Raw genomic sequence first — 26,498 nt, 5'->3', positions numbered from 1 at the left:
GTCCACGGACCTTGCAGAAACGTTCCTTCAGTTGTGTGCGCCGCTTGTGGCGGCATGTCCTCCACTCGGGGCCGACGCCGTGACGAGCCTGTTCCTGGCCCGCCCCATGAGCTCTTCGCGCTCGTCCTCCGTGAGGCCGCCCCACACGCCGTACGGCTCGCGCACCTGTAGGGCGTGAGCAGCGCACTCCGCGCGCACCGGGCACCTCATGCAGACCTCCTTGGCCGAGTTCTCACGGGCGCTGCGTGCCGCCCCACGCTCGCCCTCCGGGTGGAAGAAGAGCGAGCTGTCCACCCCGCGGCAGGCCGCGAGGAGCTGCCAGTCCCACAGATCGGCGTTCGGTCCGGGAAGGCGGGAGAAATCTGCCATTGCTGTGTCCCCTTGTAGCCGTTCAGACGCGGATACGGTGCCCATGACCGTACATCTACTGTCTAAGGAGATGAAAATATGACTCATTGCGAATCTAGCTACAGACACCAGCAAAAGGAAGGAAAACCTTCCAAATGGGGCATAGCTTGTGATGAAACTTTGTGGGTCCGTCGCGCTGTCCGCACCGTGTTCGCGCCCTCACGTAGAGTGCCGAAGGAGGCCGTCCGACCCGTAACTCTTTCGAGTGACCGTCGTTGAGAGTGCGGAGGCGGTTGAATGAACAAGCGCTCGGGCAGGTGTCCGATTGCCTTGTTGAGTGTCGACCGCACAGGTGACGATTCGTACACAGCCTGGAGGCTCAAGGTGACGCGCATCAGCTGCGGAGGACGGTCATGACATCCGTCCTCGTCTGCGACGACTCCCCGCTTGCCCGAGAGGCGCTGCGCCGCGCGGTCGCGACCGTGCCCGGCGTCGAGCGCGTGACGACCGCGGCCAACGGCGAGGAAGTACTCCGCCGCTGGGGCGCCGACCGCTCGGACCTGATTTTGATGGACGTACGCATGCCCGGCCTGGGCGGCGTCGAGACGGTGCGGCGGCTGCTCTCCGCCGACCCCGGTGCGCGCATCATCATGCTCACCGTGGCCGAGGACCTGGACGGTGTGGCCCTCGCGGTCGCCGCCGGCGCCCGGGGCTATCTGCACAAGGACGCCTCGCGCGCCGAGCTGCGGGCCACGGTGACGCAGGCGCTCGCCGACCCGACCTGGCGGCTCGCCCCGCGCAGACTGCGCTCGGCCGAGATGGGGGCCGCCCCCACGCTCACCGCGCGGGAGATCCAGGTGCTCGAGGGCATGAGCCACGGACGGTCCAACGCCGAGATCGGGCGTGAGCTGTTCCTCTCCGAGGACACGGTCAAGACGCACGCGCGTCGCCTGTTCAAGAAGCTCGGCGCCTCGGACCGCGCGCACGCGGTGGCGCTCGGGTTCCGCTGGGGCCTGGTTCGCTGACGAGCCGCTGATCGGCACACCCCCGCGCCCTCCGGGGCGCGGTGGACCCGCCGTGAGGGACGCCGCTCCGGCCCGTCGCGCCGCGACTTTTCGACGCTTCGCGCGCGATGCCGCATCCTTGAGGGTGTGGAGTTCCTCGGGGACGAGTCGGGCGAGCAGGGTCAGCGAGAGGGGAGGGCGCAGGAGATGAGTTCCGGCGCACCTGCTCATAACGCTTCGGTGCACAACTACGGGCACGGTGTCACGGGCGGGAAGGCGTCGGGGCACCATGGACCGATGCGTGACGACGAGGCAGCGACGCCCCAGGGGGTCATCGGTACGCTCGTCGGCCGCGCCGTGGACGGTGACGAGCAGGCCACGCACGATCTGCTCGCGCATGTCCACCCCCTCGCGATCCGCTACTGCCGCACGCGTCTTTCCCGGCTCCCTGGGGACGCGCGGCACTTCGTGGAGGATCTCGCCCAGGAGGTCTGCGTCGCGGTGCTGCTCGCACTGCCGCGCTACAAGGACACCGGGCGGCCCTTCGAGGCCTTCGTCTTCGCCATCGCCGCGCACAAGGTCGCCGATCTGCAACGCGCCGCCATGCGCGGCCCCGGATCCACGGCCGTGCCCTCCGACGAGATGCCGGAGCGGCCCGACGACTCCCTCGGTCCGGAGGAGCGGGCGCTGCTCAACAGCGACGCCGCGTGGGCCAAGAAGCTGCTCGCCAACCTTCCGCAGAACCAGCGGGAGCTGCTCCTGCTGCGCATCGCCGTCGGTCTCACCGCCGAGGAGACCGGACAGATGTTGGGCATGTCACCCGGCGCCGTGCGCGTCGCGCAGCACCGGGCCCTGAGCCGGCTCCGGGCGCTCGCCGAGCAGTAGCCGGAGGGCCCGAAAGTGGCCGGGGGATGTGAGGGCGCGGCGCCGGCCGTGTGGATCGGGGCCTGGGGCCGTCCGCCCGGGATTTCGGGCTGGGGGTCTGGGGGTCGCCCCCCAGGAGAACGCAGTGCGCAGCACCGGGCCCTGAGTCGGCTCCGGGCGCTCGCCGAGCAGTAGCACGTGTCCCCGGGCGCGCACGTGTGAACGTCCAAAGAACGCCGATGATCTTGATCGTGGAATGAGACGCCCCTGCGGGCCGTTAGCATGGACATCCGCACCGATCAAGGCCATTTGGGGAAGGTGTCATGACTGCAAACGTCGACGGAGTGCCCGAGAAATTCGCGACACTCGGGCTGACCTACGACGACGTGCTGCTGCTGCCGGGCGCGTCGGACATGGCGCCCGACCAGATCGACACCGCCTCGTACGTCTCGAAGAACGTGCGGGTGAACATCCCGCTGCTGTCCGCCGCGATGGACAAGGTCACCGAGTCCCGCATGGCCATCGCCATGGCGCGGCAGGGTGGCGTGGGCGTCCTGCACCGCAACCTGTCGATCGCCGACCAGGCGAACCAGGTGGACCTCGTGAAGCGCTCCGAGTCCGGCATGGTCACGGACCCGATCACGGTGCACCCGGACGCGACGCTCGCCGAGGCCGACGCGATCTGCGCCAAGTTCCGCATCTCCGGCGTGCCGGTGACCGACGGCGGCGGCAAGCTGCTCGGCATCGTCACCAACCGCGACATCGCGTTCGAGAACGACCGCAGCCGTCAGGTCCGCGAGGTCATGACGCCGATGCCGCTCGTCACGGGCAAGGTCGGCATCTCCGGCGTGGACGCCATGGAGCTGCTGCGCCGCCACAAGATCGAGAAGCTTCCGCTGGTCGACGACGCGGGCATCCTCAAGGGCCTCATCACGGTCAAGGACTTCAAGAAGGCCGAGCAGTACCCGAACGCGGCGAAGGACTCCGAGGGCCGGCTCCTCGTCGGTGCCGCGGTCGGCGTCGCCGGTGACTCCTACGAGCGGGCGCAGGCGCTGATCGAGGCGGGCGCCGACTTCATCGTCGTCGACACCGCGCACGGCCACTCGCGCCTCGTCGGCGACATGGTCGCCAAGATCAAGTCGAACGCGGGCAACGTCGACGTCATCGGCGGCAACATCGCCACCCGTGACGGCGCCAAGGCGCTCATCGACTCCGGTGTGGACGGCATCAAGGTCGGTGTCGGACCGGGCTCGATCTGCACCACGCGCGTGGTCGCCGGTATCGGTGTCCCGCAGGTCACCGCCATCTACGAGGCCTCGCTCGCCGCCAAGGAGGCCGGTGTCCCGGTCATCGGCGACGGCGGCCTCCAGTACTCCGGTGACATCGCCAAGGCGCTCGTCGCCGGCGCCGACACCGTGATGCTCGGCTCGCTGCTCGCGGGCTGCGAGGAGTCGCCCGGCGAGCTGCTCTTCATCAACGGCAAGCAGTTCAAGTCGTACCGCGGCATGGGCTCGCTGGGCGCCATGCAGACGCGCGGCGACCGGAAGTCCTTCTCCAAGGACCGGTACTTCCAGGAGGGCGTCGCCTCCGACGAGAAGCTCGTGCCCGAGGGCATCGAGGGCCAGGTGCCCTACCGCGGCCCGCTGTCGGCCGTCGTGCACCAGCTCACCGGCGGCCTTCGCCAGTCGATGTTCTACGTCGGCGGGCGTACGGTTCCGGAGCTCCAGGACAACGGCCGGTTCGTCCGGATCACCTCGGCGGGCCTCAAGGAGAGCCACCCGCACGACATCCAGATGACGGTCGAGGCGCCGAACTACAGCCGTAGTAAGTAACAGCAGGTCATCCCTTACGCCAAGGGGTGTGGGGCGGTCCGGGATCACCGGGGCCGCCCCACACGCGTGTGTCAGGGATACTGGACAGGCAAGGCCCAAGTGGGACCCAGATGTGAAAGGCGCCCCCCAACGTGACTGAGATCGAGATCGGGCGCGGCAAGCGCGGACGCCGCGCGTACGCCTTCGACGACATCGCCGTCGTACCGAGCCGGCGCACCCGCGACCCGAAGGAGGTCTCGATCGCCTGGCAGATCGATGCCTACCGCTTCGAACTGCCGTTCCTGGCCGCGCCCATGGACTCCGTCGTCTCGCCGCAGACCGCGATCCGCATCGGTGAGCTGGGCGGACTCGGCGTCCTCAACCTCGAGGGTCTGTGGACCCGCTACGAGGACCCGCAGCCGCTGCTCGACGAGATCGCCGAGCTGACGCCCGAGGCCGCGACCCGCCGCCTCCAGGAGATCTACTCCGCGCCGATCCAGGCCGACCTGATCAAGCAGCGCATCAAGGAGGTGCGCGACTCCGGTGTCGTCACCGCCGCCGCGCTCTCCCCGCAGCGCACCGCCGAGTTCTCCAAGGCGGTCGTGGACGCGGGCGTCGACCTCTTCGTGATCCGCGGGACCACGGTCTCCGCCGAGCACGTCTCCGGTGCCGCCGAGCCGCTGAACCTGAAGCAGTTCATCTACGAGCTGGACGTCCCGGTCATCGTCGGCGGCTGCGCCACGTACACGGCCGCGCTGCACCTCATGCGGACCGGCGCGGCGGGTGTGCTCGTCGGCTTCGGCGGCGGCGCCGCGCACACCACGCGCAACGTGCTGGGCATCCAGGTGCCGATGGCCACGGCCGTGGCCGATGTCGCCGCCGCGCGCCGCGACTACATGGACGAGTCCGGCGGCCGCTACGTGCACGTCATCGCCGACGGCGGCGTGGGCTGGTCCGGCGACCTCCCCAAGGCCATCGCCTGCGGCGCCGACGCCGTGATGATGGGCTCGCCGCTGGCGCGCGCCACGGACGCGCCGGGCCGCGGTCACCACTGGGGTATGGAGGCCGTCCACGAGGACGTGCCGCGCGGCAAGAAGGTCGACCTCGGCACGGTCGGTACGACCGAGGAGGTCCTGACCGGTCCCTCGCACACGCCCGACGGATCGATGAACTTCTTCGGCGCGCTGAAGCGGGCCATGGCGACGACCGGCTACAGCGAGCTCAAGGAGTTCCAGCGGGTCGAGGTCACGGTCGCGGACGCCACGCACAAGCGGTAGCGCTGACGCTGTGTCGTAGCGGGAAACGGGTCGGGCCCCACCGGAGCGGTGGGGCCCGACCCGTTTTGGGCGGTCAGAGGCGGTGGGCCGCCCCGGCCGGGGTGGCGCCGCGGGTGTCCAGGAGGAGTTGGGCCTTCACGGCGAGGCCTTGCAGGTCGTACGTGCGGTGCTGTTGCAGCAGGATCGTCAGGTCGGCGTCGGCCGCGGCCTCGTAGAGGGAGTCGGCGCGGGGGACCGGGCGGTCCAGGACGTTCCAGGACGGGACGTAGGGGTCGTGATAGCTGACGGCGGCGCCGAGTTGCATGAGGCGGGTGGCGATCTCCTCGGCGGGGGCCGCCTGCTGGTCGGCGAGGTCGGGCTTGTAGGTGACGCCGAGCAGGAGGATGCGGGCGCCGCGGGCGGACTTGCCGTGCTCGTTGAGGAGGGTGGCCGCGCGCTGGACCACGTAACTCGGCATGTGCTGGTTGACCTGGCGGGCCAGTTCGACCATGCGCAGGGGGCGGGTCGGCAGGTGCGGGCCGGTGAGGTCTTGGGCGAGGGCGTGGCCGCCGACGCCGGGGCCCGGGCGGAAGGCCTGGAAGCCGAAGGGCTTGGTTTCCGCGCAGCGGATGACGTCCCACAGGTCCACGCCCAGGTCGTGGCAGAGCACCGCCATCTCGTTGACCAGGGCGATGTTGACGTGCCGGTAGTTGGTCTCCAGGAGGTGCACGGTCTCGGCCTCGCGGGGGCCACGCGCGCGTACGACCTTGTCGGTGAGCCGGCTGTAGAAGGTGGCCGCCGACTCGGTGCAGGCGGGGGTGTGGCCGCCGATCACCTTGGGGGTCGACGTGTAGGGGTGCCGGCGGTTGCCGGGGTCGACGCGGCCGGGGGCGTGCGCGAGGTGGAAGTCGCGGCCCGCGCGGAGCCCTGAGCCCTCTTCGAGGACGGGGAGGAGGAGCGTCTGCGTGGTGCCGGGCGGCACGGGCGACTCGATGATCACCGTGGTGTGCGGGCGGAGCCGGGCGGCGAGGGTGCGGGTCGCCTCGACGACGGGGGTGAGCATCGGCGCCCCGTCCGGGCCCTGCGGCGTCGGGGCACAGATCACGGCGGTGCGGACGCGGGCGAGTTCCGCGGGGTTGGCCGTGGGGCGGAAGCCCGCGGAGAGCATGCGGCGGAGGTCCGCGGCGGTGAGGGCCGCCGCGTCGCCGCCGCCGGGCAGCCGGCCCGCGGCGAGGTCCCGGGCGCGGGCCGGGTCGTGGCCGATGGTCGCGATCCCGGCCGCCACGGCTGCCTGTGCGAGGGGCAGGCCGAGGTGGCCGAGGCCGATGACGGCGAGGTCTGCGGGCATGGCGGTTGCCGTCCTTTCCCGAGGAGCGGACCCGGTCATTAGCCGGAGCGGGACGAGGGCGCAAGCCCTGTGGACAGGATGAGCGAGCGCAATGTCAGACTAGGAGTAAATATGACCGATATGCCGCATTGCTGAGCGATGGATTTGCGAGTGTTGCGCCGCGAGTCTCCGCAGGTTGTCCACAGGTGCACGCCCGCGGGGTCCTACTGGCCCGAACCGGGCAGTGGGTGAAGAATCGGGGCATGTAGGAAGAGCGCGCCGTGTGCTTCGAGGTGCATGAGGCCGGGAACACCACACGCGTGAGCCACGCCGACGACAGCGGGAGGCAGCAGTGAAGGCAGCGACACTGGGACCCGAGCAGCGTGCGCAGGCCCTGGCCGCCATGGCCGAGCGTGAGCTGGACATTCTCGTGGTGGGCGCCGGAGTGGTCGGCGCGGGCACGGCGCTCGACGCGGTGACCCGCGGCCTGTCCACCGGGATCGTCGAGGCGCGGGACTGGGCCTCCGGCACGTCGAGCCGTTCCAGCAAGCTGATCCACGGCGGGCTGAGGTATCTGGAGATGCTGGACTTCGCGCTCGTCCGCGAGGCGCTGAAGGAGCGCGGACTGCTGCTCGAACGGCTGGCGCCGCACCTCGTGAAGCCGGTGCCCTTCCTGTACCCGTTGCAGCACAAGGCGTGGGAGCGGGTGTACGCCGGGTCGGGGGTCGCCCTGTACGACGCGATGTCCATGGCGCGCGGGCACGGGCGGGGACTGCCGATGCACCGGCACCTGACGCGCAAGCACGCGCTGCGGGTCGCCCCCTGCCTGAAGAAGGACGCGCTGACCGGCGCGCTCCAGTACTACGACGCGCAGATGGACGACGCCCGGTACGTGGCGACCCTGGTGCGCACCGCCGCCATGTACGGCGCCAAGGCCGCCAACCGCGCGCGGGTCACCGGGTTCCTGCGGGAGGGCGAGCGGGTCGTCGGCGCGCGCGTGGAGGACGTCGAGGGCGGCGGCGAGTACGAGATCCGCGCCAAGCAGGTCGTGAACGCGACGGGCGTGTGGACCGACGACACGCAGGCCATGGTCGGCGAGCGCGGGCAGTTCCATGTGCGGGCGTCCAAGGGGATCCACCTCGTCGTGCCGAAGGACCGGATCAACTCGACGACCGGTCTCATCCTGCGGACCGAGAAGAGCGTCCTCTTCGTGATCCCGTGGGGACGGCACTGGATCATCGGCACCACCGACACCAGTTGGGACCTCGACAAGGCGCACCCCGCCGCATCGAGCGCCGACATCGACTACCTGCTCGAACACGTCAACTCCGTGCTCGGCGTCCCGCTTTCGCGTGATGACGTGCAGGGCGTCTACGCGGGGCTCCGGCCGCTGCTCGCCGGGGAGTCCGACGCCACCAGCAAGCTGTCGCGCGAGCACACCGTCGCGCACCCCGCGCCGGGCCTCGTCGTGGTGGCCGGCGGCAAGTACACGACGTACCGGGTCATGGCCAAGGACGCCGTCGACGAGGCCGTGCACGGGCTCGACCAGCGGGTCGCCGAGTGCGTGACCGAGGAGGTGCCGCTGGTGGGCGCCGAGGGGTACCGGGCGCTGTGGAACGCGCGGGCGCGGATCGCCGCGCGCACCGGGCTGCACGTGGTGCGGGTCGAGCACCTGCTCAACCGGTACGGGGCGCTGGCCGAGGAGGTCCTCGAACTGGTCTCGACCGACCCGGCGTTGGGGGCGCCGCTCGGTGGCGCGGACGACTATCTGCGGGCCGAGGTGGTGTACGCGGCCTCGCACGAAGGGGCGCGGCACCTCGACGACGTGCTGACGCGGCGCACCCGGATCTCCATCGAGACGTTCGACCGGGGGACGCGGTGCGCGCGGGAGGCGGCGGAGCTGATGGCGTCCGTCCTCGGGTGGGACAAGGACCAGGTGGAGCGCGAGGTCGAGCACTACGAGAAGCGGGTGGAGGCGGAGCGGGAGTCGCAGCGGCAGCCGGACGACCTCACGGCCGATGCGGCGCGGCTCGGTGCGCCGGACATCGTGCCGCTGTGACCTCCGGTGGGGCGGGTCTCGTTGCGCGGAGCCGGGGTTGCGGTCGCGGGGCTCTGCCCCGGGCCCCGCGCCTCAATCGCCGGCGGGGCTTGAATTGCCGGTCCGGCTTGAATTGTCGGCCGGGCTTGAAGTGCAGAACTCTGCTGTGAGCAAGCGGCGCTCGGGGGATCCGTCGTCCGACAAAGTCGCCTTTGTCGTGCGGTAGGTGACGACCTGTGAGCCGTCTCGTGCCGCCGCCGCGCGGACGTAGGTGTGGGCTATGCGGCCGTTGTGGCCCCAGACCGTGGTGCCGCAGGGCAGTTTCTCCGGGTAGAGGCCCATGCCGTAATGGCCGCCCGCGGGGCGGGTGTTGAGCATCGTACGGAGGGCGGCGGGCGGGAGCAGGCGGCCCTCCAGGAGCGCCGCGTAGAAGCGGTTCAGGTCGGGGAGCGTGGAGATCAGCTCGCCGGAGGCCCCGGCCGTGCGCGGGTCGAGGCGGACCGCGTCCGGGCCGTGCGGGCTCGGGACCGTGGTGCGGGTGCCGGGGAAGGTGGTGCCGGTGAGGCGGAGCGGGGTGATGATGCGGCGGCGGGCCTCCGTGGCGTAGGAATGGCCTGTGACCTGATGGATGATCATGCCCAGGAGGACGTAATTGGTGTTGGAGTACGACCAGGTGCCGCGCCGTGCCGTCCGGGGTTCGGACAGGGACAGCGCCGCCACCGTCCTGGGGGCCAGCGGGGTGCGGCCGTGGGTGGCGGCCGTGAAGTCGTAGAGGCCGCTGGTCTGAGTGAGCAGGGAGCGGACCGTGAGCCCGCGGGCGGCCGTGAGGGAGGGGAGGTAGGAGGTGACGCGTGCGGAGAGTTTCAGGCGTTTCTCCGCGGCGAGTTGGAGGACCACCGTCGCGATGAAGGTCTTGGTGATGCTGCCCGCGCGCACATGATCGGAGCGGGTGAGACTGGGGCTGGTGGTGGTGAAGTGGCCCGTGGAGCCCTCGGTTGCGAGGAGCGCGGCCGACGGGGCCTTGCCTCGCGTCACGAGCAGCGGAAGAGTGTCGTCCGCGGGTGCCTTCGGGACCGGCGCGCTGCTCTGGGTCAGGCACAGCACGGCCAAGGTCAGCGGTATGGCCAGGAGCGTCCGGAACGCGGGCAACGACGGTCCCTTTCGGCGGTGCGGGCCACCATTGTGGGACGTTCCTGTGCGTGTCGGGTGGGGGTGACCCGGCGCGCGGAGTGGTGGTCCAGTGATGGGACAATGAAGGCTCTGTCAGGGCGGGTTGCTAGAGGGGACGCATGTCGGAGGCGGAGCGGGCGGGCGAGGCCCGTGAAGACAAGGGCACTCGTCAGGATTCGTCCGGTCGGGACGCCGAAGGGGCGTCGGTGACGGCCCCGGAGGGCCGGCTGCTCGCCGGCCGGTACCGGCTCGGCGACGTGCTCGGCCGGGGCGGCATGGGCACCGTGTGGCGGGCCAAGGACGAGACGCTCGGACGCACGGTGGCGGTGAAGGAGCTGCGGTTCCCGAACGCCATCGACGAGGACGAGAAGCGCCGCCTGATCACGCGCACGCTGCGCGAGGCGAAGGCGATCGCGCGGATCCGCAACAACGGCGCGGTGACGGTCTACGACGTGGTCGACGAGGACGACCGGCCGTGGATCGTCATGGAGCTGGTCGAGGGCATGTCCCTCGCCGAGGCCATCCGCGAGGACGGGCTGCTCGAACCCCGGCGGGCCGCCGAGGTCGGGCTCGCCGTGCTCGACGTGCTGCGCTCCGCGCACCGCGAGGGCATCCTGCACCGCGACGTGAAGCCCTCCAACGTGCTGATCTCCGAGGACGGCCGGGTCGTCCTCACCGACTTCGGCATCGCGCAGGTCGAGGGCGACCCCTCGATCACCTCGACCGGCATGCTGGTCGGCGCCCCCTCGTACATCTCGCCGGAGCGCGCCCGCGGTCACAAGCCGGGTCCCGCCGCCGACATGTGGTCGCTCGGCGGTCTGCTGTACGCGGCCGTGGAGGGCGTCCCGCCGTACGACAAGGGGTCGGCGATCGCCACGCTGACCGCCGTCATGACAGAGCCGGTGGACCCGCCGAAGAACGCCGGGCTCCTGGAGCCGGTGATCTACGGGCTGCTGGAGAAGGACCCCGACCACCGGCTCGACGACGCGGCCGCGCGGGCGATGCTCAATGACGTCATCCACGCCCCGGAGCCGAAGCCGGCCCCCGAGCCGGAGCCGGTCGAGGCCACGAAGGTGGTGCCGCTGCCGCCCGCTCCCGCGCCGAAGAAGCGCAAGGAGCCCAGGGAGAAGGGCGCTTCGGCGGCCGCCGCCAAGGCCGCTGCCGCTTCCGCCGCGGCCGGTGTCGCCGCCAGGAGCGGAGAGGCCGCGGAGAAGGTGCGCGGCGCCCTGACGAACGTCCGCAAGGCGGCCGCCGCCGCGACGGCCCCGAAGGGAAGGTCGGAGGAGCCCGCGGCGACCGCGCCCGCGGGACCGGCCGCGGGTGGTGCGCGCCCCGGCGGCGCGGCCGTCCTCGCGGACGCGTTGCGGGGCCGCTCCCTCGTCATCGGCGCGCTCGTCGTCGCGCTCGTCGTGCTCGCCGGGATACTGGCCCTCGTCCTGAACAACGGCGACGACGCGGACGCGAAGGGCGGCGACAAGAACGCCTCGTCCGGCGCCACGGCCGGCGCGGGCGACAAGAACGCGGGCGGCGACAAGGACGCCGACAAGGGCAAGGACTCCGGCGGCGACAAGAAGCCCTCCGCGAGCGCGTCGGCGAGCGACTCCGCGTCTCCTTCGGCGAGCGCGAGTTCCTCGCCGAGCGGTGACGCCGAAGGCAAGTCGGGCGCGGCCGTCAAGGAGACGTACAAGCATTCCAAGGGCTTCTCGATCGGGCTGCCCAAGGGGTGGAAGTACGTCACGACGGAGCGGGCGGGGGCGCGCTTCACCGGGCCCGACGGGCAGCGGCTGCTGATCGGCTGGACCAACAGCCCCAAGTCCGATCCGGTCGCGGACTGGTACGGCCAGGAGAAGTACATGACCCGCCCCCAGTACCACCGGGTGCGGATAGCTTCGGTGGACTATCGGGACTGGAAGACGGCCGACTGGGAGTTCACCTACGTCGACGGCGGCACGAAGTGGCACTCGATAGACCGCGGGACGGTCGTGAACGGCTCGCTGGGATACGGGCTGATGTACACCGCCAAGGACTCCGACTGGGGCGGGAAGCAGCGCAAGACGACCTGGAAGACATTCACACAGACGTTCAAGCCCAAGTCCTGAACCAGTGAGCCGCCCGGCACGTATCGTGAATCCTTGCGGACCGTGCGCAGTCGCTCGGCAGAGCCGGTGGAACAGGGGGAGGCGTCGTGGACGAGTACGCGGGGCGGGTGCTCGCAGGCCGGTATCGGCTGCCGGTCCTCTCCTCCGACGCGTACGAGTCCTCGGCCGAGACGCGGGCCTTCGACACGTACAGCGGGCAGGAAGTCCTCGTGCGGCAGGTGCCGTTGCCCGAGGTCGTCGAGGCGGAGGTGCTCGACGCCGACGGGCTGCCGGAGGGCTTCAGGCCCGGCGGTGATGTGGGGCGGGAGGCCGCGGAACCGTCCGTGGCGCGGGCCGTCGAGGCCGTGCAGGCCGCCGCGCGGATCCCGGACCACCCCGGCCTCGACCAGGTCTTCGACGTGTTCGCCGAGGGCGGTTCGCTGTGGATCGTGAGCGAACTGGTGGCGGCGCGGCCGCTGTCGGCGCTGCTCGCCCGTGGGCCGCTCAGTCCCTACCGGGCCGCCGAGGTCGCCGCCGACGTGCTCACCGCGCTGCGGGCGCTGCACGCGCACGGGTGGGTGCACCGGAACGTCACGGCGCGGACCGTGCTCGTCTGCGACGACGGGCGGGTGATGCTGACCGGGCTCGCCGTCGGGGCGGCGGAAGAGGCGTTGTGCGGGTACGACGTGGTTCCGGACTTCCCGGACGAGACGGATGACTTCGTCGATGAGGCGGAGGCCGTGCCGGAGGCGGGGGATTATCGGGCGGCGCGAGCCGGAGCGGTTGCCGCGTATCGGGCGGGGGCGGTCGCCGGTAGGACCGGGGTGCCGGCTGCCCGTTGGAGCGAGCTCATATCCGGGGGTGACGACTCGGGGCTCCGCCCCGGACCCCGCGCCTCAAACGCCGGCGGGGCTGGATTTGCCGGCGGGGCTGGATTTGGTGGCACCGTTTCGGCCGAGCGGGCCCGGCAGGTGCGGATGACCGTCGTCGGGCCCGTCACCGAGCGGTGGGCGCCCGAGCAGGCGCATCCGGTGCAGGAGAACTGGCAGTTGGCGGCGCCCGTCGGCCCCGCCACCGATCTGTGGGCGCTGGGTGCGCTGCTGTTCCGCGCCGTGCAGGGGCACGCGCCGTATCCGGAGGAGTCCACGCCGGAGCTGGTGCAGATGGTGTGCGCCGAACCGCCCGCGTTCGCCGAGGAGTGCGGGCCCGTGCGGCCCGTCGTCGAGTCGCTGCTGCGCCAGGACCCCACCGAGCGGCTCGACATCGAGGAACTGCGCGGCTGGCTGCGGTCGTTGGTGCGTTCCGCGCCGGAACCGGAGGCCGGGGCGAACGTCATCCCCGCGCCCGCCTTCGACGCGGGCCGGCTGCCCGTCGTACGCCGCAGGGGAGAGCTCGTCCGCAAGCGCCGGATGCGGGCTCCGGCCAGCGCGGGGCAGCACGGCCGGCACAAGCGGGGGCGGGCCGTGCAGCGGGCGCCGCGTCCCGCGCGTGCACCCCGTGAGCGGCGGCCCAGATCGCTCGGGCGCTGGCTCCTGGTGCTGATCCTGCTCGGGCTCGTGGGCGCGGTGGCGTACGCGATGGTGTTCATGCCGAAGGAGGGCCGGGGCGCGGGCACCGGGGCGGCGGGCGCCCCGCAGGAGAACGCCGCGGGCGCCGCGCCCTCCGCCTCCTCCGAGCACCGCGGCGAGCCGTCGCGGGAGCCGTCGAAGCCCGCCGCGTCGCCCGGGGGCAAGCGCAGTTCGACGCCCTCCTCCACCGAGCCGCAGTCCGATGTGGCCCCCGGTTTCGTGCTCCGGGAGGACGACGCGGGGTTCGAGGTGGCCGTCGCCAAGGGGTGGCAGCGCACGGGGAAGAACGGGCGGGGGCAGGTCGTGTACGCGCACGGCGCCTTCGAGCTGATCGTCGTCCCCGGCCGCGACTCCACGGGCACGTACGGCAAGGACCCGATGAAGTACCAGCGTGAGGACGAGCGGGAGTTGCAGCCGTTCCGGGACTCCACGTGGGCTACGTCGAGCGGCATGAAGAACATCGACGTCGGCGGGCGGGCCATGGCCGAGGGGCAGTTCACCTGGCAGGGCTCCGACGGGCGCGAGATGTACGTGCGCAATCTCGCGATGGTGATCGGCGGCAAGTACCACGTGGTGCAGGTGCGCGGCCCCGAGGCCGAGCGGGACGAGGTCACGCGGCTCTATCAGCAGGCCTACTCGACCTATCGCTACGGTGGTTGAGCCCGCGACAAAGCGTCACAGTGCGGTCTCTGTGGGACCCCGGCTGTTCCGTGCGTGGCAACTGATCCCTAGTGTGAACCGGGTCGACACATTAGCGGGGAAACGTGAATCAGATGCAGGGCGAGGTCCTCGCCGGCCGGTATCGGCTCGGTGAATCCATAGGGCGCGGCGGCATGGGCCGGGTGTGGCGCGCCCACGACGAGGTGCTGCACCGCGCCGTCGCCGTGAAGGAGCTGACGGCCGCCCAGTGGGTGGCCGAGGCGGACCGGGCCGTCCTGCTGGCCCGTACGCAGACGGAGGCGCGCGCCGCCGCCCGGATCAACCACCCCGCCGTCGTCACCGTGCACGACGTGCTGGAGCACGACGACCGGCCGTGGATCGTCATGGAACTGGTGGAGGGCCGCTCGCTGGCCGACGCGGTCAAGGAGGACGGGCGCGTCGCCCCCGCCGAGGCCGCCCGGATCGGCCTGTGGACGCTGCGGGCGCTGCGGGCCGCGCACACCGCCGGTGTGCTGCACCGGGACGTGAAGCCGGGCAACGTGCTGCTCGCGAGCAACGGCCAGGTCAAGCTGACGGACTTCGGGATCGCCCAGGTCGAGGGCGACTCCACCATCACGCGGACCGGCGAGATAGTGGGCTCCGTGGACTACCTCGCGCCCGAGCGGGTGCGCGGGACCGACTTCGGGCCCGCCGCCGACCTGTGGGCGCTGGGCGCGACGCTCTACACCGCCGTGGAGGGGCTCTCCCCGTTCCGGCGCACCTCGCCGATCGCCACCATGCAGGCCGTCGTCGAGGACGAGCCGGAGGCCCTGGAGAACGCCGGGGCGATCGGGCCCGTCATAGGCGCGCTGCTCAGCAAGGACCCGGCCGCGCGGCCGGACGCCGACGCGGCGGAGGCGATGCTCGCCGAGGCGGCGGAGGGCCGCCGGGCGAACGCGGCCCAGGCCTATGTCCCCACCCAGGTCCACGTCCCCGCCCAGCCGACCGGCTTCACGCCGCCCCCGCCGACGCCGATGAGCACGGCCGCCACCACGACCGTGACACCCCCGGGCCTCGACCGGGCCCCCGCGGCCACCACCAGGACGCGGCGCTGGCCGAAAGCGCTCGCCGTCGTCCTCGCCGCCGCGCTCGTCGGCGGCGGAGGCGCGTTCGCCGCCCTGTACTACGCCGAGCACCGCAGCACCGGGACGGGGGCCACGTACGACCAGGGCGGCGCACAGGAGAAGGGCTCGGGCAAGGACGGGGCGGGCAAGAAACCGAAGGGGCCCGTCAAGTCCGGCTCGGTTCCCGCCAATTGGAAGCGTGTCGACGGAGCCGAGGGCTTCAGCCTGATGCTGCCGCCGGGCTGGCAGCGGCAGGCGGACAGCAACCAGATCGACTACTCGCCGGACGGCGGAAAGACGTTCGTCCGCATCGCCATCGACGAGCAGACCGACTGGCAGGACTCGTACCAGCACCAGCTGGACCTGGAGAAGACCCTGCGGCGCACGCTGCCCGGCTATCAGCGGGTGAGCCTGAACGCCAACACGTTCCGGGACCAGCACGGTTCGCGGTGGGAGTTCACCTGGAGGGCCGGGACGCAGGACGCGTCGTCCGGCCCCCGGCACGCCATGGAGGAGACCTACCGGGCCGAGGACGGCACGGAGTACGCGATCTATCTGGCGGTACCGGCGGAGAAGTGGAACGGAAGCGGGACCCGCGAGACCTTCGGCGCGATCCTGCGCGGCTGGCGGGAGCCGCAGGCGCAGTAGCGGCGCCGCCCCGACCGCGAGGATCAAGCCATGGTTGCGCATGTCCGTGACTCGTACGGCCCCTGACCGGAAGCGAGGACTCGGTCCGCACACCCGTGCGGCATGATGGGGCGCATGGGGACCGAGGGGGACAACACCCGTGTGATCGCCGGGCGTTACCGGCTGGAGGTCAGAATCGGCCGCGGTGGCATGGGCGTTGTCTGGCGGTCCTCCGACACCCTGCTCGGGCGGCAGGTCGCCGTCAAGGAACTCGCCGTCGACGAGACCCTCTCCGAGGACGAGGCGCAGCAGCAGCGGGAGCGGATGCTGCGCGAGGCGCGGGCCGTGGCGCAGCTCCAGCACCCGAACGTGATCGTCGTGCACGACGTGGTGCTCTACGAGGGCCACCCGTACATAGTGATGGACCTGGTCAACGGTGACTCGCTCGCCGACCGGATCGCCCGCGAGGGCCCCGTCGAGCCCCTGGAGGCCGCCCGGATCGGGCTCGCGCTGCTCGGCGCGCTGCGGGTCGCCCACGCCGCGGGCGTGCTGCACCGGGACCTGAAGCCCGCGAACGTACTCCTGGAGAGCTCGACGGGCCGGGTCGTCCTCACCGACTTCGGGATCGCCCAGGTCGAGGGGGCCACCACGCTCACCGAGACCGGCGGCTTCGTCGGTTCGCCGGAGTACACGGCGCCCGAGCGGATGTCGGGGGAGCGGGCCGGGGCCGGGGCCGACCTGTGGTCGCTCGGGGCGCTGCTCTGCGCGGCGTTGAGCGGTGAATCCCCGTTCCGCCGCGACTCGTTGGGCGGCATCCTGCACGCCGTCGTCTACGAGGACATAAGACCGCCCGAGGAGGCCGAGCCGCTGCTCCCGGTGATCCGCGGCCTGCTGGAGCGGGACCCCGCGCGCCGGATGGACCTGGACGAGGCCGAGCGGCTGCTGCGCGCCTACATCGCCACCGGGGCGACGCCGCAGCCCGCGCCGCCCCTCCCGCTGGTGCCGCGGGTGCTCTACACCCCGACGGAGCTCAACGTGCCGACGGAGCGGCGCCGACGTGTCGTGTCGACCCGGGCGCTGCTCGTCGCGGCGGCGCTCGTGGCCGCGCTCGCGGGGGCCGGGATCGCCACCGCGGTGCTGCTGGCGGGGGACAACGGCAAGACGCCCGCGCCGCCGCCGACGACCACCGTGTCCGCCTCGACCCGTACGCCGTCGCCCTCCGCCTCGCCGACCTCGACCGTCACCGTGACCCGGCCGGGGAGCCGCACCCCGGACGCCGGGGCCCCGCAGGGCTATCGCACGGTCGCGGACCCCGAGGGCTTCCGGCTCGCCGTCCCCGAGGGGTTCACGCGCTCCGTCGACGGGCCGCGGGTCTTCTACACGTCGCCCGGCGGGACCTACCGCATCGGGATCAGGACGGCCGCCGCGGAGGGCGGCGGCCCCGGCGCCGTGCAGCGGCGCTCCGACGCCGCCGGGCCGAAGAACAATCCGGGCTACCGCGACGCCAAGGTCACCGACACCTCGCACAACGGCCACGACGCCGCGCTGTGGGAGTTCACCTGGGACGGATTCACCACCGCCGAGGGTGCCCGGCACACCGTCGACCTGTGCTGGCAGGAGGGCGGCCGGATGTACGACGTGTGGGTCTCGGCCCCCGTCGGCGACACCGACCGGGCGCGCGCCCACTTCGACGCGGCGGTCGACACCTTCAGGGCGCCCGCGCGGTAGGGGGCGCTCGCATCAGCGTGGTCACAACTCCGTGACCCCAGTGGAACCGTGCGTCTCCCGCGCGGTACTGATGGACCCATGAGTGACAACGGGGGACCCGCACACGGCCCGAACGATCCCACCAGCTTCGCCCTGCAACCGCCGCGGCAGCCGCACGTGCCGCACCCGGGCAACCCCTACGCCGGGCCCGCGCAGGTCGCGACCGAGCAGCAGCAGGACCCGGGCACGGGCCGCCTCGTCGCCGGGCGCTACCGGCTGCTGAGCAAGCTGGGCCACGGCGGCATGGGCACGGTGTGGCGGGCGAAGGACGAGACGGTGGACCGCGAGGTCGCCGTGAAGGAGCCGCGCCTCCCGGACCACCTGCCGGAGCGGGAGCGGGCCAACGCCTTCGAGCGGATGCGCCGCGAGGCCCGCGCCGCGGCCCGGCTCGACCACCCGGCGGTCGTGAACGTGCACGACGTGGCCGTGGAGGACGGCCGGCCGTGGATCGTCATGGAGTTCGTGCAGGGCCGCTCGCTCGGCGCCGTCCTCCAGGAGGGCACGCTCGGCGTCCGCGAGGCCGCCCGCGTCGGTCTTGAGGTGCTCGGCGCCCTGGAGGCCGCGCACGCCGCGGGGATCCTGCACCGCGACGTGAAGCCGGACAACGTGATGCTCGGCCGCCACGACCGCGTGATCCTCACCGACTTCGGCATCGCGCAGATCGAGGGCGAGACGAATCTGACCGACACCGGCGGCTTCGTCGGCTCGCCCGAGTTCATCGCCCCGGAGCGGGTCCTCGGACAGCGCCCGGGGCCCGCGTCCGACCTGTGGTCGCTCGGCGTCGTCCTGTACGCGGCGACCGAGGGCGTGTCCCCGTTCCGCCGCAACAACACGCCCGCCACGCTCCAGTCCGTGCTCAACGCGACACCGGCCGCGCCCGCCGCCGCGCGGGGCCCGCTGGCCGACGCCATCAACGGCCTGCTCCAGAAGGACCCGGCGAGCAGGCCGAACGCGGCGCAGGTGCGCGTCCTCCTGGAGAAGGCCGCCGAGCCGCCCGCGCAGGCGCCCACCCAGGTCGTCCGGATCGGTTCGTCGCAGGGCGGCCTGCGGCTCGGCCGCAAGACCCTGCTGGGCATCGGCGCGGGCGTCGTGGTGGCGGCCGTCGCGGCATACCTGGTCGTCGCGAACCCGTTCGCGGGCCCGCTGCCGGACGGCTGGAAGGAGTTCGAGGCGGGGGCGCCGCTGGACACGGCCCTCGGGCTGCCGGCCTCGTACGTCCCGATCCCGGACGAGGACGACAAGTCCGTGATGACGTACGCGGACCCGAGCGGCGCGATCACCGTGAACCTGACGCGCTGGGACCACAAGGAAGCGGTGTCCGACATCGCGAGCACGGCCGATGCCGAGGCCTCCAAGGACTCCGAGGACATCAAGGGCGGCACGTTCAGCGGCGCCGGGGTGTCGATGTCGAGCGACACCCGGAGCACCAGCAGGACGGACCCCAACGTCACGTACCGGGACCGCGACGCCGCGCTGAACACGATCACGTACGGCGTGCGGAGCATCGGGACGGACTTCGACAAGGACGTGCCGCGCGAGGCGAAGGCGTTCTACTACAAGACCAAGGCGGGCGACATGTACCGGCTGTGGGTCGACTATCCGGGCAGGGGCGACTTCACCGAGCGCGGTCGCGAGGTAGCCAAGGGTGCCGTGGCCAACCTGAGTCTCAAGAAGCTCTGAACTCGCGTTCGTTGGCGGCAAAGCCCTGATCAGCGGCTTTGCTGCCAGCGATCACTGGCGCGGTGTGTGCAGTCGGTGAAACCTGTTACCGATGGGTACCGAAAGCGGATGCCCGGACTTACGCTCGCCGTTATGACGCAGTCGCAGGCCACTCCCGAGCACGCAGCAGAGCAGACGCGCACGAACCCGGTCGCGGCCGCCCCCGAGGGCGCCCGCACGGCCGTCGACGTCGTGACGCCGGATCTCATCGCCCGCCTCACCAAGGACGTGGTCGGCTCGGGGCGGACGGCGAACCACACGCCGTTCACCGGCGAGAAGCTCGCGGACCTGCCGGAGTCGACGCCCGAGGACGTGGCCACCGCCTTCGAGCGGGCCCGTGCCGCCCAGGAGGTCTGGGCGAAGACGCCGGTCCGCAAGCGCGCCGCCGTCCTGCTGCGCTTCCACGACCTGGTGCTCGCCCGCCAGGCCGAGGTGCTCGACCTGATCCAGCTGGAGACCGGCAAGGCCCGTCTGCACGCGCACGAGGAGGTGCAGGCCGTCGCGGTCGCCTCCCGGCACTACGGCCGCAAGGCCCCCGCGTACCTGAAGCCCAAGGGGCACACCGGCGCCGTGCCGACGCTGACCAAGGTGACGGAGCTGCGCCAGCCGCGCGGCGTGGTCGGCCAGATCGCGCCCTGGAACTACCCGCTCGAACTCTCCGTCGGCGACGCGCTCCCCGCCTTCGTCGCGGGCAATGCGGTCGTCATGAAGCCCGACACGGAGACCTGTCTGACCGCCCTGTGGGCGCGCGACCTGCTGATCGAGGCGGGTCTGCCGTCCGAGGTCTTCCAGGTCGTCCTCGGCGAGGGCCCGGTCGTCGGCCCCGAACTGGTCAAGCACGCCGACTACGTCTCGTTCACCGGCTCGACGCGCACCGGCCGCGAGGTCGCGCAGGGCGCCGCCGCCCGCCTCGTCGGGGTCTCCCTGGAACTCGGCGGCAAGAACGCCATGCTCGTCCTGGAGGACGCCGACGTGGAGAAGGCCGCGGCGGGCGCCGTGCGCGCCTGCTTCTCCTCCGCGGGCCAGCTGTGCATCTCCATCGAGCGGCTCTACGTCCACGAGTCGATCGCCGACGAGTTCGTGGCCCGGTTCGCCGCCCGCACCAAGGGGATGCGGCTCGGCCGGTCCCTCGCGTACGGCGCGGAGATGGGCTCGCTCGTCGGGGAGCGGCAGCTGGAGACGGTGACACGGCACGTCGACGAGGCCGTCGCGAAGGGCGCCACGCTCGTCGCGGGCGGCGTCGCGCGCCCCGACATCGGCCCGTACTTCTTCGAGCCGACGATCCTGGACGGCGTCGAGGCCCCCATGGCGGTCTGCAACGAGGAGACCTTCGGCCCGGTCGTCTCCATCTACCGCTTCGGCGACGAGGACGAGGCCGTCTCGCTCGCCAACTCCACGCCGTACGGCCTGAACTCCTCGGTCTGGACGAAGAACGCCAAGCGCGGCCACGAGGTCGCGGCCCGCCTGCGCACCGGCACCGTGAACATCAATGAGGGCTACGCGCCCGCGTACGGCAGCGTGCAGTCCCCCATGGGCGGCATGAAGGAGTCGGGGCTCGGCCGCCGGCACGGCTCCGAGGGCATCCTCAAGTACACCGAGGCGCAGACGGTCGCCCACCAGCGCGTGATGCCGATGGCCCCGTCCTTCGGCATGGACGACGAGGCGTACGCGAAGTTCATGAGCGTGAGCCTGTCGGTGATGAAGAAGTTCCGCCTGAAGTAGCCAACGGCCGCCCCACCGTTCAAAGTTCAAAGGAGAACGCACACGTGACGCAGGACGGCTACGACTACGACGTGGTGATCATCGGCTCCGGCTTCGGCGGATCCGTGTCCGCCCTCCGCCTCGCCGAGAAGGGTTACAAGGTCGGAGTCCTCGAAGCGGGTCGCCGCTTCACCCCTCAGACCCTCCCCAAGAACTCCTGGGACCTGAAGAACTACCTCTGGGCGCCCAAGCTCGGGATGTACGGCATCCAGCGCATCCATCTGCTCGGGAATGTCATGGTCCTGGCAGGCGCGGGCGTCGGCGGCGGTTCGCTGAACTACGCCAACACCCTCTACGTGCCGCCGAAGCAGTTCTTCGACGACCCGCAGTGGGCGCACATCACGGACTGGCAGGACGAGCTGAAGCCGTATTACGACCAGGCGCAGCGCATGCTCGGCGTCCGGATCAACCCGACGATGAGCCCCGCCGACGTGCACCTGAAGGCGGCCGCCCAGTCGATGGGCATCGGCGACACCTTCCACCTGGCGCCCGTCGGCGTCTTCTTCGGCGACGGCAAGGACGCTGAGGGCGAGTCGAAGGCGGCCCCCGGCCAGCAGGTCGAGGACCCGTACTTCGGCGGCGCGGGCCCCGCCCGCAAGGCCTGCACCGAGTGCGGCGAGTGCATGACGGGCTGCCGCCACGGCGCGAAGAACACCCTCAACGAGAACTACCTGTACCTCGCCGAGAAGGCGGGCGCGGTCGTCCACCCGCTGACCTCGGTCGTCTCGGTGACCGACGACTCGCGCGGCGGCTACGCGGTCGCGACCCTGCCCACGGACGACAAGAAGGCGAAGGGGCGCACCTTCACCGCCCCCAAGGTCGTCGTCGCGGCGGGCACGTACGGAACCCAGACCCTGCTGCACCGCATGAAGGCGAACGGCCAACTGCCGCACCTGTCCGACCGGTTGGGCGAGCTGACCCGCACCAACTCCGAGGCGCTGGTCGGCGCGCAGACCACGAACCGGCGCTACAAGAAGAAGCACGGCATCGCGAAGGCCGACTTCACCAAGGGCGTCGCGATCACGTCCTCGATCCACCCGGACGAGAACACCCACATCGAGCCGGTCCGCTACGGCAAGGGCTCGAACTCGATGGGCGGCCTCTCGATCCTCCAGGTCCCCTACGCCGAGGGTTCCTCGCGGGTGGCCGGCTGGCTGGCGAACGCCGTCAAGCACCCCACGCAGCTGGCCCGCTCGCTCTCCAACCGGCGCTGGTCGGAGAAGACCATCATCGGTCTCGTCATGCAGTCCCTCGACAACTCGCTGACCACGTACCTGAAGCCGGGCGGCGTCGGCAAGGGCCTGCTCACCGCGCGGCAGGGGCACGGCGCCCCCAACCCCAAGCAGATCAAGGCGGCGAGCGAGGGCGCCGCGGCCATCGCGGCCGAGATCAACGGCTTCGCGGGCTCCAACGTCGGCGAGCTCATGGGCACCCCGCTCACCGCCCACTTCCTGGGCGGCTGCCCGATCGGCGACTCGGCGGAGACCGGCGTGATCGACGCCTACCACCGCGTCTACGGCCACCCCGGCATCTCGGTCGTCGACGGCGCCTCCGTCACCGCGAACCTCGGCGTGAACCCGTCCCTGACGATCACGGCGCAGGCCGAGCGGGCCCTGTCGTACTGGCCGAACAAGGGCGAGGAGGACACCCGCCCGGAGATCGGCTCGGCGTACCGGCGGCTCACGCCCGTCGAGCCGAAGAACCCGGCGGTCCCGGCGGAGGCCTTCGGCGCCCTGAAGCTCCCGCTCCTGGCGGTGCCCGAGGTGCCGCCGAAGAAGGAGCCGCTGGAGTCCAGCTGACCCCTCCCGGCGGCACGAGCGATACGAGAAGGACCCGCACCCCCCTCCGAGTGCGGGTCCTTCTCGTACGTACGGACGGCTACGCCTCGTTGCTCACCTTGCGGCGACGCACGGCGTACATGACCCCGCCGCCCGCCACGACGGCGATCCCGGCCGCCGCGCCGAACACCGGCAGCGTGGAGCCGGCCCCGGTCGAGGCGAGCGAACCGTCGACCGGGGCGCTGCTCGCCTGCGGCGACGGCTTGCTGGAGGCGGACGCGGAGGCGGAGGCCGTGGCGGAGGGCTTCGGTGAACCGGTCGGAGAACCGGTGTGGCCGCCGGCCGGCGGCACCCGGCCCGGAGTGGCACCGGCGGCGAGGATGTCGAAGTCCCAGTACGCGTCCTCGGGCACGCTGGAACCGCAGACGCCCTCGGGGTCCACGCTCACCGCGAGGGCGAGCCCGGCACCGGCGCCGGCCGGGGTCCTCGCGTCGACCGAGATCCGCAGCCTGACGTCGGAGTGCGCACCGCGGGCGAGAGGGCCCGAGGCCGGGAACGACGTGTCGTGGTCGATGTTGTTGTCGAGGTCCTGCCACGCGGTCCCGTCGAACCACTGAAGGCGCAGATACCGGCTCGTGTCCGACTCGTCCTCGTACGCGAAGGAGAACGCGTACACCTGCGCCCGGGACGAGGCGAAGTCCTGGTCGGTCATGTTCGTGACGCGGAACGTGAAACCGTGCCAGCCGGACCCCGCGACGATCTTCGACGGGAGCCCGCGCAGCTCGGCGAGGGTGCCGGGGCTGTCCTCGCCCGCGGTGCACTCGTCGGACGGTTCGGTCTTCCCGGTCTGCGCGCCGTCCGCCTTCTTCGCCCGAGGCGCCTCGGGCTTCGCGGTGGAAGGACCGGGCGAGGCGGTGGTGGCCGAGGCGGACGGACTCGGCGAGGTGCTCGGCGACGCGCTCACCGAAGGGCTCGGCGTCGCGGTCCCGGTGGCGGTCGTGGTGTCCGTGGGCGCCCCGTCCGCGAAGGCGGCAGGGGCGGACAGCAGGGCGAGCGGGGCGAGCGCGGCGGTCGCGGCCGCCGCCGCCAGTGCGCGACGAAGTTTCATCGGGTCCTCAGAGGCTGGGAGATTCCTCTGAAGTGACCCGCGATGACCAAAAAGGGTTGTACTGAGGCCGGTCGGCCCCGGGCGTCCCCGAGGCCGACCGTTCTCTGGTGTGACCGGGCTGCTGTCCCCTGCCGTCCGGTCACTTGTCTGGAGCGAGGTCCCACGACGCACGGCATGACCGATACGTCTCAACGCTCCAGCGGAGCCACGCGTGGTTCGGTTGGCCCGCCCCTGGCTGGCACGGACACCGGGACCAACGAAGCCTGTGCCAACGGGTCACGCGCCGTATGGGTGAGGACGCAACCGAACTGAGGTGCCCCCGCCGGTCAGACCCGGCCCCGGCACAGTTCGAGCAGCGTCATGGCGAGCGAGGTTCCGGGCTTGCCGAGCGCGTCCCTGTAGCGCCCGAGCACCTCGTTCTCACGCGCCAGGTTCACCCGCCGCCCGCCCGAGGCGATCCGCGCCTCCTGGACGACGGCGGAGACGGCCATCCGTTCCTGGACGAGACCGATGATCCGGTCGTCGAGCGAGTCGATGCGCTCGCGGGCGCCGGAGATGATCTCGGCGGTGGTGTTCTCGGTCGTGGCGGTCATGAGGGCTCCTCGGTGTGGTGGAGGCGGCCCCGGACCGGCAAGCCCCGGAAACGCCAGACGCCCCGGGCCTTGTCGGCCCGGGGCGCCTGGTGAAGTGGCTTGTCAGTGACTCAAGCAGCACGACCATGGCATCCGGCGGGCCGGCTGCCATAGGTAAAGACGAAGGTCGTGTGCGAGAACATGGGCCCACCGTATCAGCGCCTCCGGCAATCGAGCCCCTCCGGCGATTGAGGAGCGGGGTCCGGGGCAGAGCCCCGCGGCCGCAACCACGGGTGACGTACCCGGTAGAATCGGCCACACGACCCCCTGCTAAGCCGCCGGAAGGCAACCCGTGTCATCAGCGACTTCCGCTGCCGCCGCCCCCGACACCGTCCTGGTCGTCGACTTCGGTGCGCAGTACGCCCAGCTCATCGCCCGCCGCGTCCGTGAGGCCCGGGTCTACAGCGAGATCGTCCCGTCGACCATGCCGGTCGACGAGATGCTCGCCAAGAACCCGGCGGCGATCATCCTCTCCGGCGGCCCCTCGTCGGTCTACGCGGAGGGCGCCCCGAGCCTGGACCGCGCGATCTTCGAGGCCGGCGTCCCCGTCTTCGGCATGTGCTACGGCTTCCAGCTGATGGCCACGGCCCTCGGCGGCACCGTCGACGACAACGGCGCCCGTGAGTACGGCCGCACCCCGCTGACCGTGTCGAAGGGCGACTCGACGCTCTTCGAGGGCACCCCGGCCGAGCAGCCCGTGTGGATGTCGCACGGCGACGCCTGCTCCGCGGCGCCCGAGGGCTTCACCGTCACCGCGTCCACGGACGTCGTACCGGTCGCCGCCTTCGAGAACGACGAGAAGAAGCTGTACGGGGTCCAGTACCACCCCGAGGTCATGCACTCGACGCACGGCCAGCAGGTCCTGGAGCACTTCCTGTACCGCGGCGCCGGCATCGAGCCGAGCTGGACGACCGGCAGCATCGTCGAGGAGCAGGTAGCCGCGATCCGCGCCCAGGTCGGCGACAAGCGCGCGATCTGCGGTCTGTCCGGCGGCGTGGACTCCGCGGTCGCCGCGGCCCTCGTCCAGAAGGCCATCGGCTCGCAGCTGACCTGCGTGTACGTCGACCACGGCCTGATGCGCAAGGGCGAGACCGAGCAGGTCGAGAAGGACTTCGTGGCCGCGACCGGCGCGAAGCTGAAGGTCGTCGACGCGAGCGAGCGGTTCCTGAAGGCGCTCGCCGGGGTCTCCGACCCCGAGGAGAAGCGCAAGATCATCGGGCGCGAGTTCATCCGCGTCTTCGAGCAGGCGCAGCTGGAGATCCTCCAGGAGGACGGGCCCGAGGTCGCGTTCCTCGTGCAGGGCACGCTCTACCCGGACGTCGTCGAGTCCGGCGGCGGCACCGGCACCGCGAACATCAAGTCGCACCACAACGTGGGCGGGCTGCCCGACGACATCGAGTTCGAGCTCGTCGAGCCGCTGCGCCAGCTGTTCAAGGACGAGGTCCGCGCGGTCGGCGCCGAGCTCGGTCTGCCGGACGAGATCGTCCAGCGCCAGCCGTTCCCCGGCCCGGGCCTCGGCATCCGCATCGTCGGCGAGGTCACCAAGGACCGCCTGGACCTGCTCCGCGAGGCCGACGCCATCGCCCGCGAGGAGCTGACCACGGCGGGCCTCGACCGCGAGATCTGGCAGTGCCCGGTCGTCCTGCTCGCGGACGTCCGCAGCGTCGGCGTCCAGGGCGACGGCCGCACGTACGGCCACCCGATCGTTCTGCGCCCCGTCTCCTCCGAGGACGCCATGACGGCGGACTGGACGCGGATGCCGTACGACGTGCTCTCGAAGATCTCGACGCGGATCACGAACGAGGTCAAGGACGTCAACCGGGTCGTGCTCGACGTGACGTCGAAGCCGCCGGGCACCATCGAGTGGGAGTAGTCCCCA

At 71.6% G+C, this 26,498-nt stretch carries 18 protein-coding genes; 13 read left to right on the top strand and 5 right to left on the bottom strand.

The window, feature by feature from the left end; genetic code table 11:
* Positions 1 to 27: 27 nt before the first annotated feature.
* On the bottom strand, positions 28 to 369 hold the full coding sequence (locus tag ACNYS0_RS17055) for a WhiB family transcriptional regulator (RefSeq protein ID WP_422474626.1): 342 nt from the start codon (positions 367 to 369) through the stop codon (positions 28 to 30).
* A gap of 392 nt (positions 370 to 761) precedes the next feature.
* Here ACNYS0_RS17055 and ACNYS0_RS17050 point away from each other — a divergent pair, with 392 nt between their 5' ends.
* From ACNYS0_RS17050 to ACNYS0_RS17035, 4 genes are all read left to right on the top strand, one after another.
* Positions 762 to 1,373 carry a response regulator transcription factor gene (locus ACNYS0_RS17050; RefSeq protein ID WP_003948568.1) on the top strand — a complete coding sequence of 204 codons (612 nt, stop codon included), beginning with the start codon at positions 762 to 764 and terminating at the stop codon, positions 1,371 to 1,373.
* 276 nt (positions 1,374 to 1,649) lie between these two features.
* A complete protein-coding gene (locus ACNYS0_RS17045) occupies positions 1,650 to 2,237 on the top strand; it encodes a sigma-70 family RNA polymerase sigma factor (protein ID WP_266713169.1) in 588 nt (195 codons plus the stop codon).
* Positions 2,238 to 2,539: 302 nt separating this feature from the next.
* Positions 2,540 to 4,048 (top strand): IMP dehydrogenase, encoded by a 1,509-nt coding sequence (gene guaB / locus ACNYS0_RS17040; protein WP_422474624.1) that lies wholly within the window; start codon positions 2,540 to 2,542, stop codon positions 4,046 to 4,048.
* Positions 4,049 to 4,179: 131 nt separating this feature from the next.
* The gene (locus ACNYS0_RS17035) at positions 4,180 to 5,304 is read left to right on the top strand and encodes a GuaB3 family IMP dehydrogenase-related protein (protein WP_422408986.1); all 1,125 of its coding nucleotides are present in this window, start codon (positions 4,180 to 4,182) and stop codon (positions 5,302 to 5,304) included.
* A 73-nt stretch (positions 5,305 to 5,377) separates the two neighbouring features.
* On the opposite strand, the gene ACNYS0_RS17030 is transcribed toward ACNYS0_RS17035, so the two are convergent.
* Positions 5,378 to 6,631 (bottom strand): nucleotide sugar dehydrogenase, encoded by a 1,254-nt coding sequence (locus ACNYS0_RS17030; RefSeq protein ID WP_422474622.1) that lies wholly within the window; start codon positions 6,629 to 6,631, stop codon positions 5,378 to 5,380.
* Between the two features lie 331 nt (positions 6,632 to 6,962).
* Between ACNYS0_RS17030 and ACNYS0_RS17025 the strand changes: the two genes are divergently transcribed.
* Positions 6,963 to 8,669: a glycerol-3-phosphate dehydrogenase/oxidase gene (locus ACNYS0_RS17025; protein ID WP_422474620.1), complete on the top strand. Its 1,707-nt coding sequence runs from the start codon at positions 6,963 to 6,965 to the stop codon at positions 8,667 to 8,669.
* Between the two features lie 72 nt (positions 8,670 to 8,741).
* Here ACNYS0_RS17025 and ACNYS0_RS17020 read toward each other — a convergent pair whose 3' ends face one another.
* Entirely contained in the window at positions 8,742 to 9,797 is a 1,056-nt protein-coding gene (locus ACNYS0_RS17020; RefSeq protein WP_422474618.1) for a serine hydrolase domain-containing protein, read from the bottom strand.
* Between the two features lie 140 nt (positions 9,798 to 9,937).
* Between ACNYS0_RS17020 and ACNYS0_RS17015 the strand changes: the two genes are divergently transcribed.
* The 7 genes from ACNYS0_RS17015 (at position 9,938) to ACNYS0_RS16985 (ending at position 22,900) form a co-directional block, all read left to right on the top strand.
* On the top strand, positions 9,938 to 11,917 hold the full coding sequence (locus ACNYS0_RS17015; RefSeq protein ID WP_422474616.1) for a serine/threonine-protein kinase: 1,980 nt from the start codon (positions 9,938 to 9,940) through the stop codon (positions 11,915 to 11,917).
* A gap of 86 nt (positions 11,918 to 12,003) precedes the next feature.
* Entirely contained in the window at positions 12,004 to 14,124 is a 2,121-nt protein-coding gene (locus ACNYS0_RS17010) for a protein kinase (protein WP_422474614.1), read from the top strand.
* Between the two features lie 113 nt (positions 14,125 to 14,237).
* A complete protein-coding gene (locus ACNYS0_RS17005; protein ID WP_422482683.1) occupies positions 14,238 to 15,875 on the top strand; it encodes a serine/threonine-protein kinase in 1,638 nt (545 codons plus the stop codon).
* A gap of 114 nt (positions 15,876 to 15,989) precedes the next feature.
* Positions 15,990 to 17,582 (top strand): serine/threonine-protein kinase, encoded by a 1,593-nt coding sequence (locus ACNYS0_RS17000; protein WP_422474612.1) that lies wholly within the window; start codon positions 15,990 to 15,992, stop codon positions 17,580 to 17,582.
* A gap of 78 nt (positions 17,583 to 17,660) precedes the next feature.
* Entirely contained in the window at positions 17,661 to 19,301 is a 1,641-nt protein-coding gene (locus ACNYS0_RS16995; protein WP_422474610.1) for a serine/threonine-protein kinase, read from the top strand.
* A gap of 132 nt (positions 19,302 to 19,433) precedes the next feature.
* Entirely contained in the window at positions 19,434 to 21,062 is a 1,629-nt protein-coding gene (locus ACNYS0_RS16990) for a succinic semialdehyde dehydrogenase (RefSeq protein ID WP_422474608.1), read from the top strand.
* Positions 21,063 to 21,106: 44 nt separating this feature from the next.
* Entirely contained in the window at positions 21,107 to 22,900 is a 1,794-nt protein-coding gene (locus ACNYS0_RS16985) for a GMC family oxidoreductase N-terminal domain-containing protein (RefSeq protein WP_422474607.1), read from the top strand.
* A gap of 79 nt (positions 22,901 to 22,979) precedes the next feature.
* Here ACNYS0_RS16985 and ACNYS0_RS16980 read toward each other — a convergent pair whose 3' ends face one another.
* Both ACNYS0_RS16980 and ACNYS0_RS16975 read right to left on the bottom strand, forming a co-directional pair.
* On the bottom strand, positions 22,980 to 23,987 hold the full coding sequence (locus tag ACNYS0_RS16980; RefSeq protein ID WP_422474605.1) for a hypothetical protein: 1,008 nt from the start codon (positions 23,985 to 23,987) through the stop codon (positions 22,980 to 22,982).
* Between the two features lie 326 nt (positions 23,988 to 24,313).
* The gene (locus ACNYS0_RS16975) at positions 24,314 to 24,580 is read right to left on the bottom strand and encodes a chorismate mutase (protein ID WP_422474604.1); all 267 of its coding nucleotides are present in this window, start codon (positions 24,578 to 24,580) and stop codon (positions 24,314 to 24,316) included.
* 331 nt (positions 24,581 to 24,911) lie between these two features.
* On the opposite strand from ACNYS0_RS16975, the gene guaA reads away from it, so the two are divergent.
* Positions 24,912 to 26,492 (top strand): glutamine-hydrolyzing GMP synthase, encoded by a 1,581-nt coding sequence (guaA, locus tag ACNYS0_RS16970; protein WP_422474602.1) that lies wholly within the window; start codon positions 24,912 to 24,914, stop codon positions 26,490 to 26,492.
* Positions 26,493 to 26,498 lie beyond the last annotated feature (6 nt).

Origin of the sequence: Streptomyces anthophorae, from assembly GCF_049310305.1 — a bacterium.
Lineage (GTDB): Bacteria > Actinomycetota > Actinomycetes > Streptomycetales > Streptomycetaceae > Streptomyces.
Note: the sequence above shows the minus strand (reverse complement) of the source record. Positions and strands in the feature narration are given on the sequence as shown.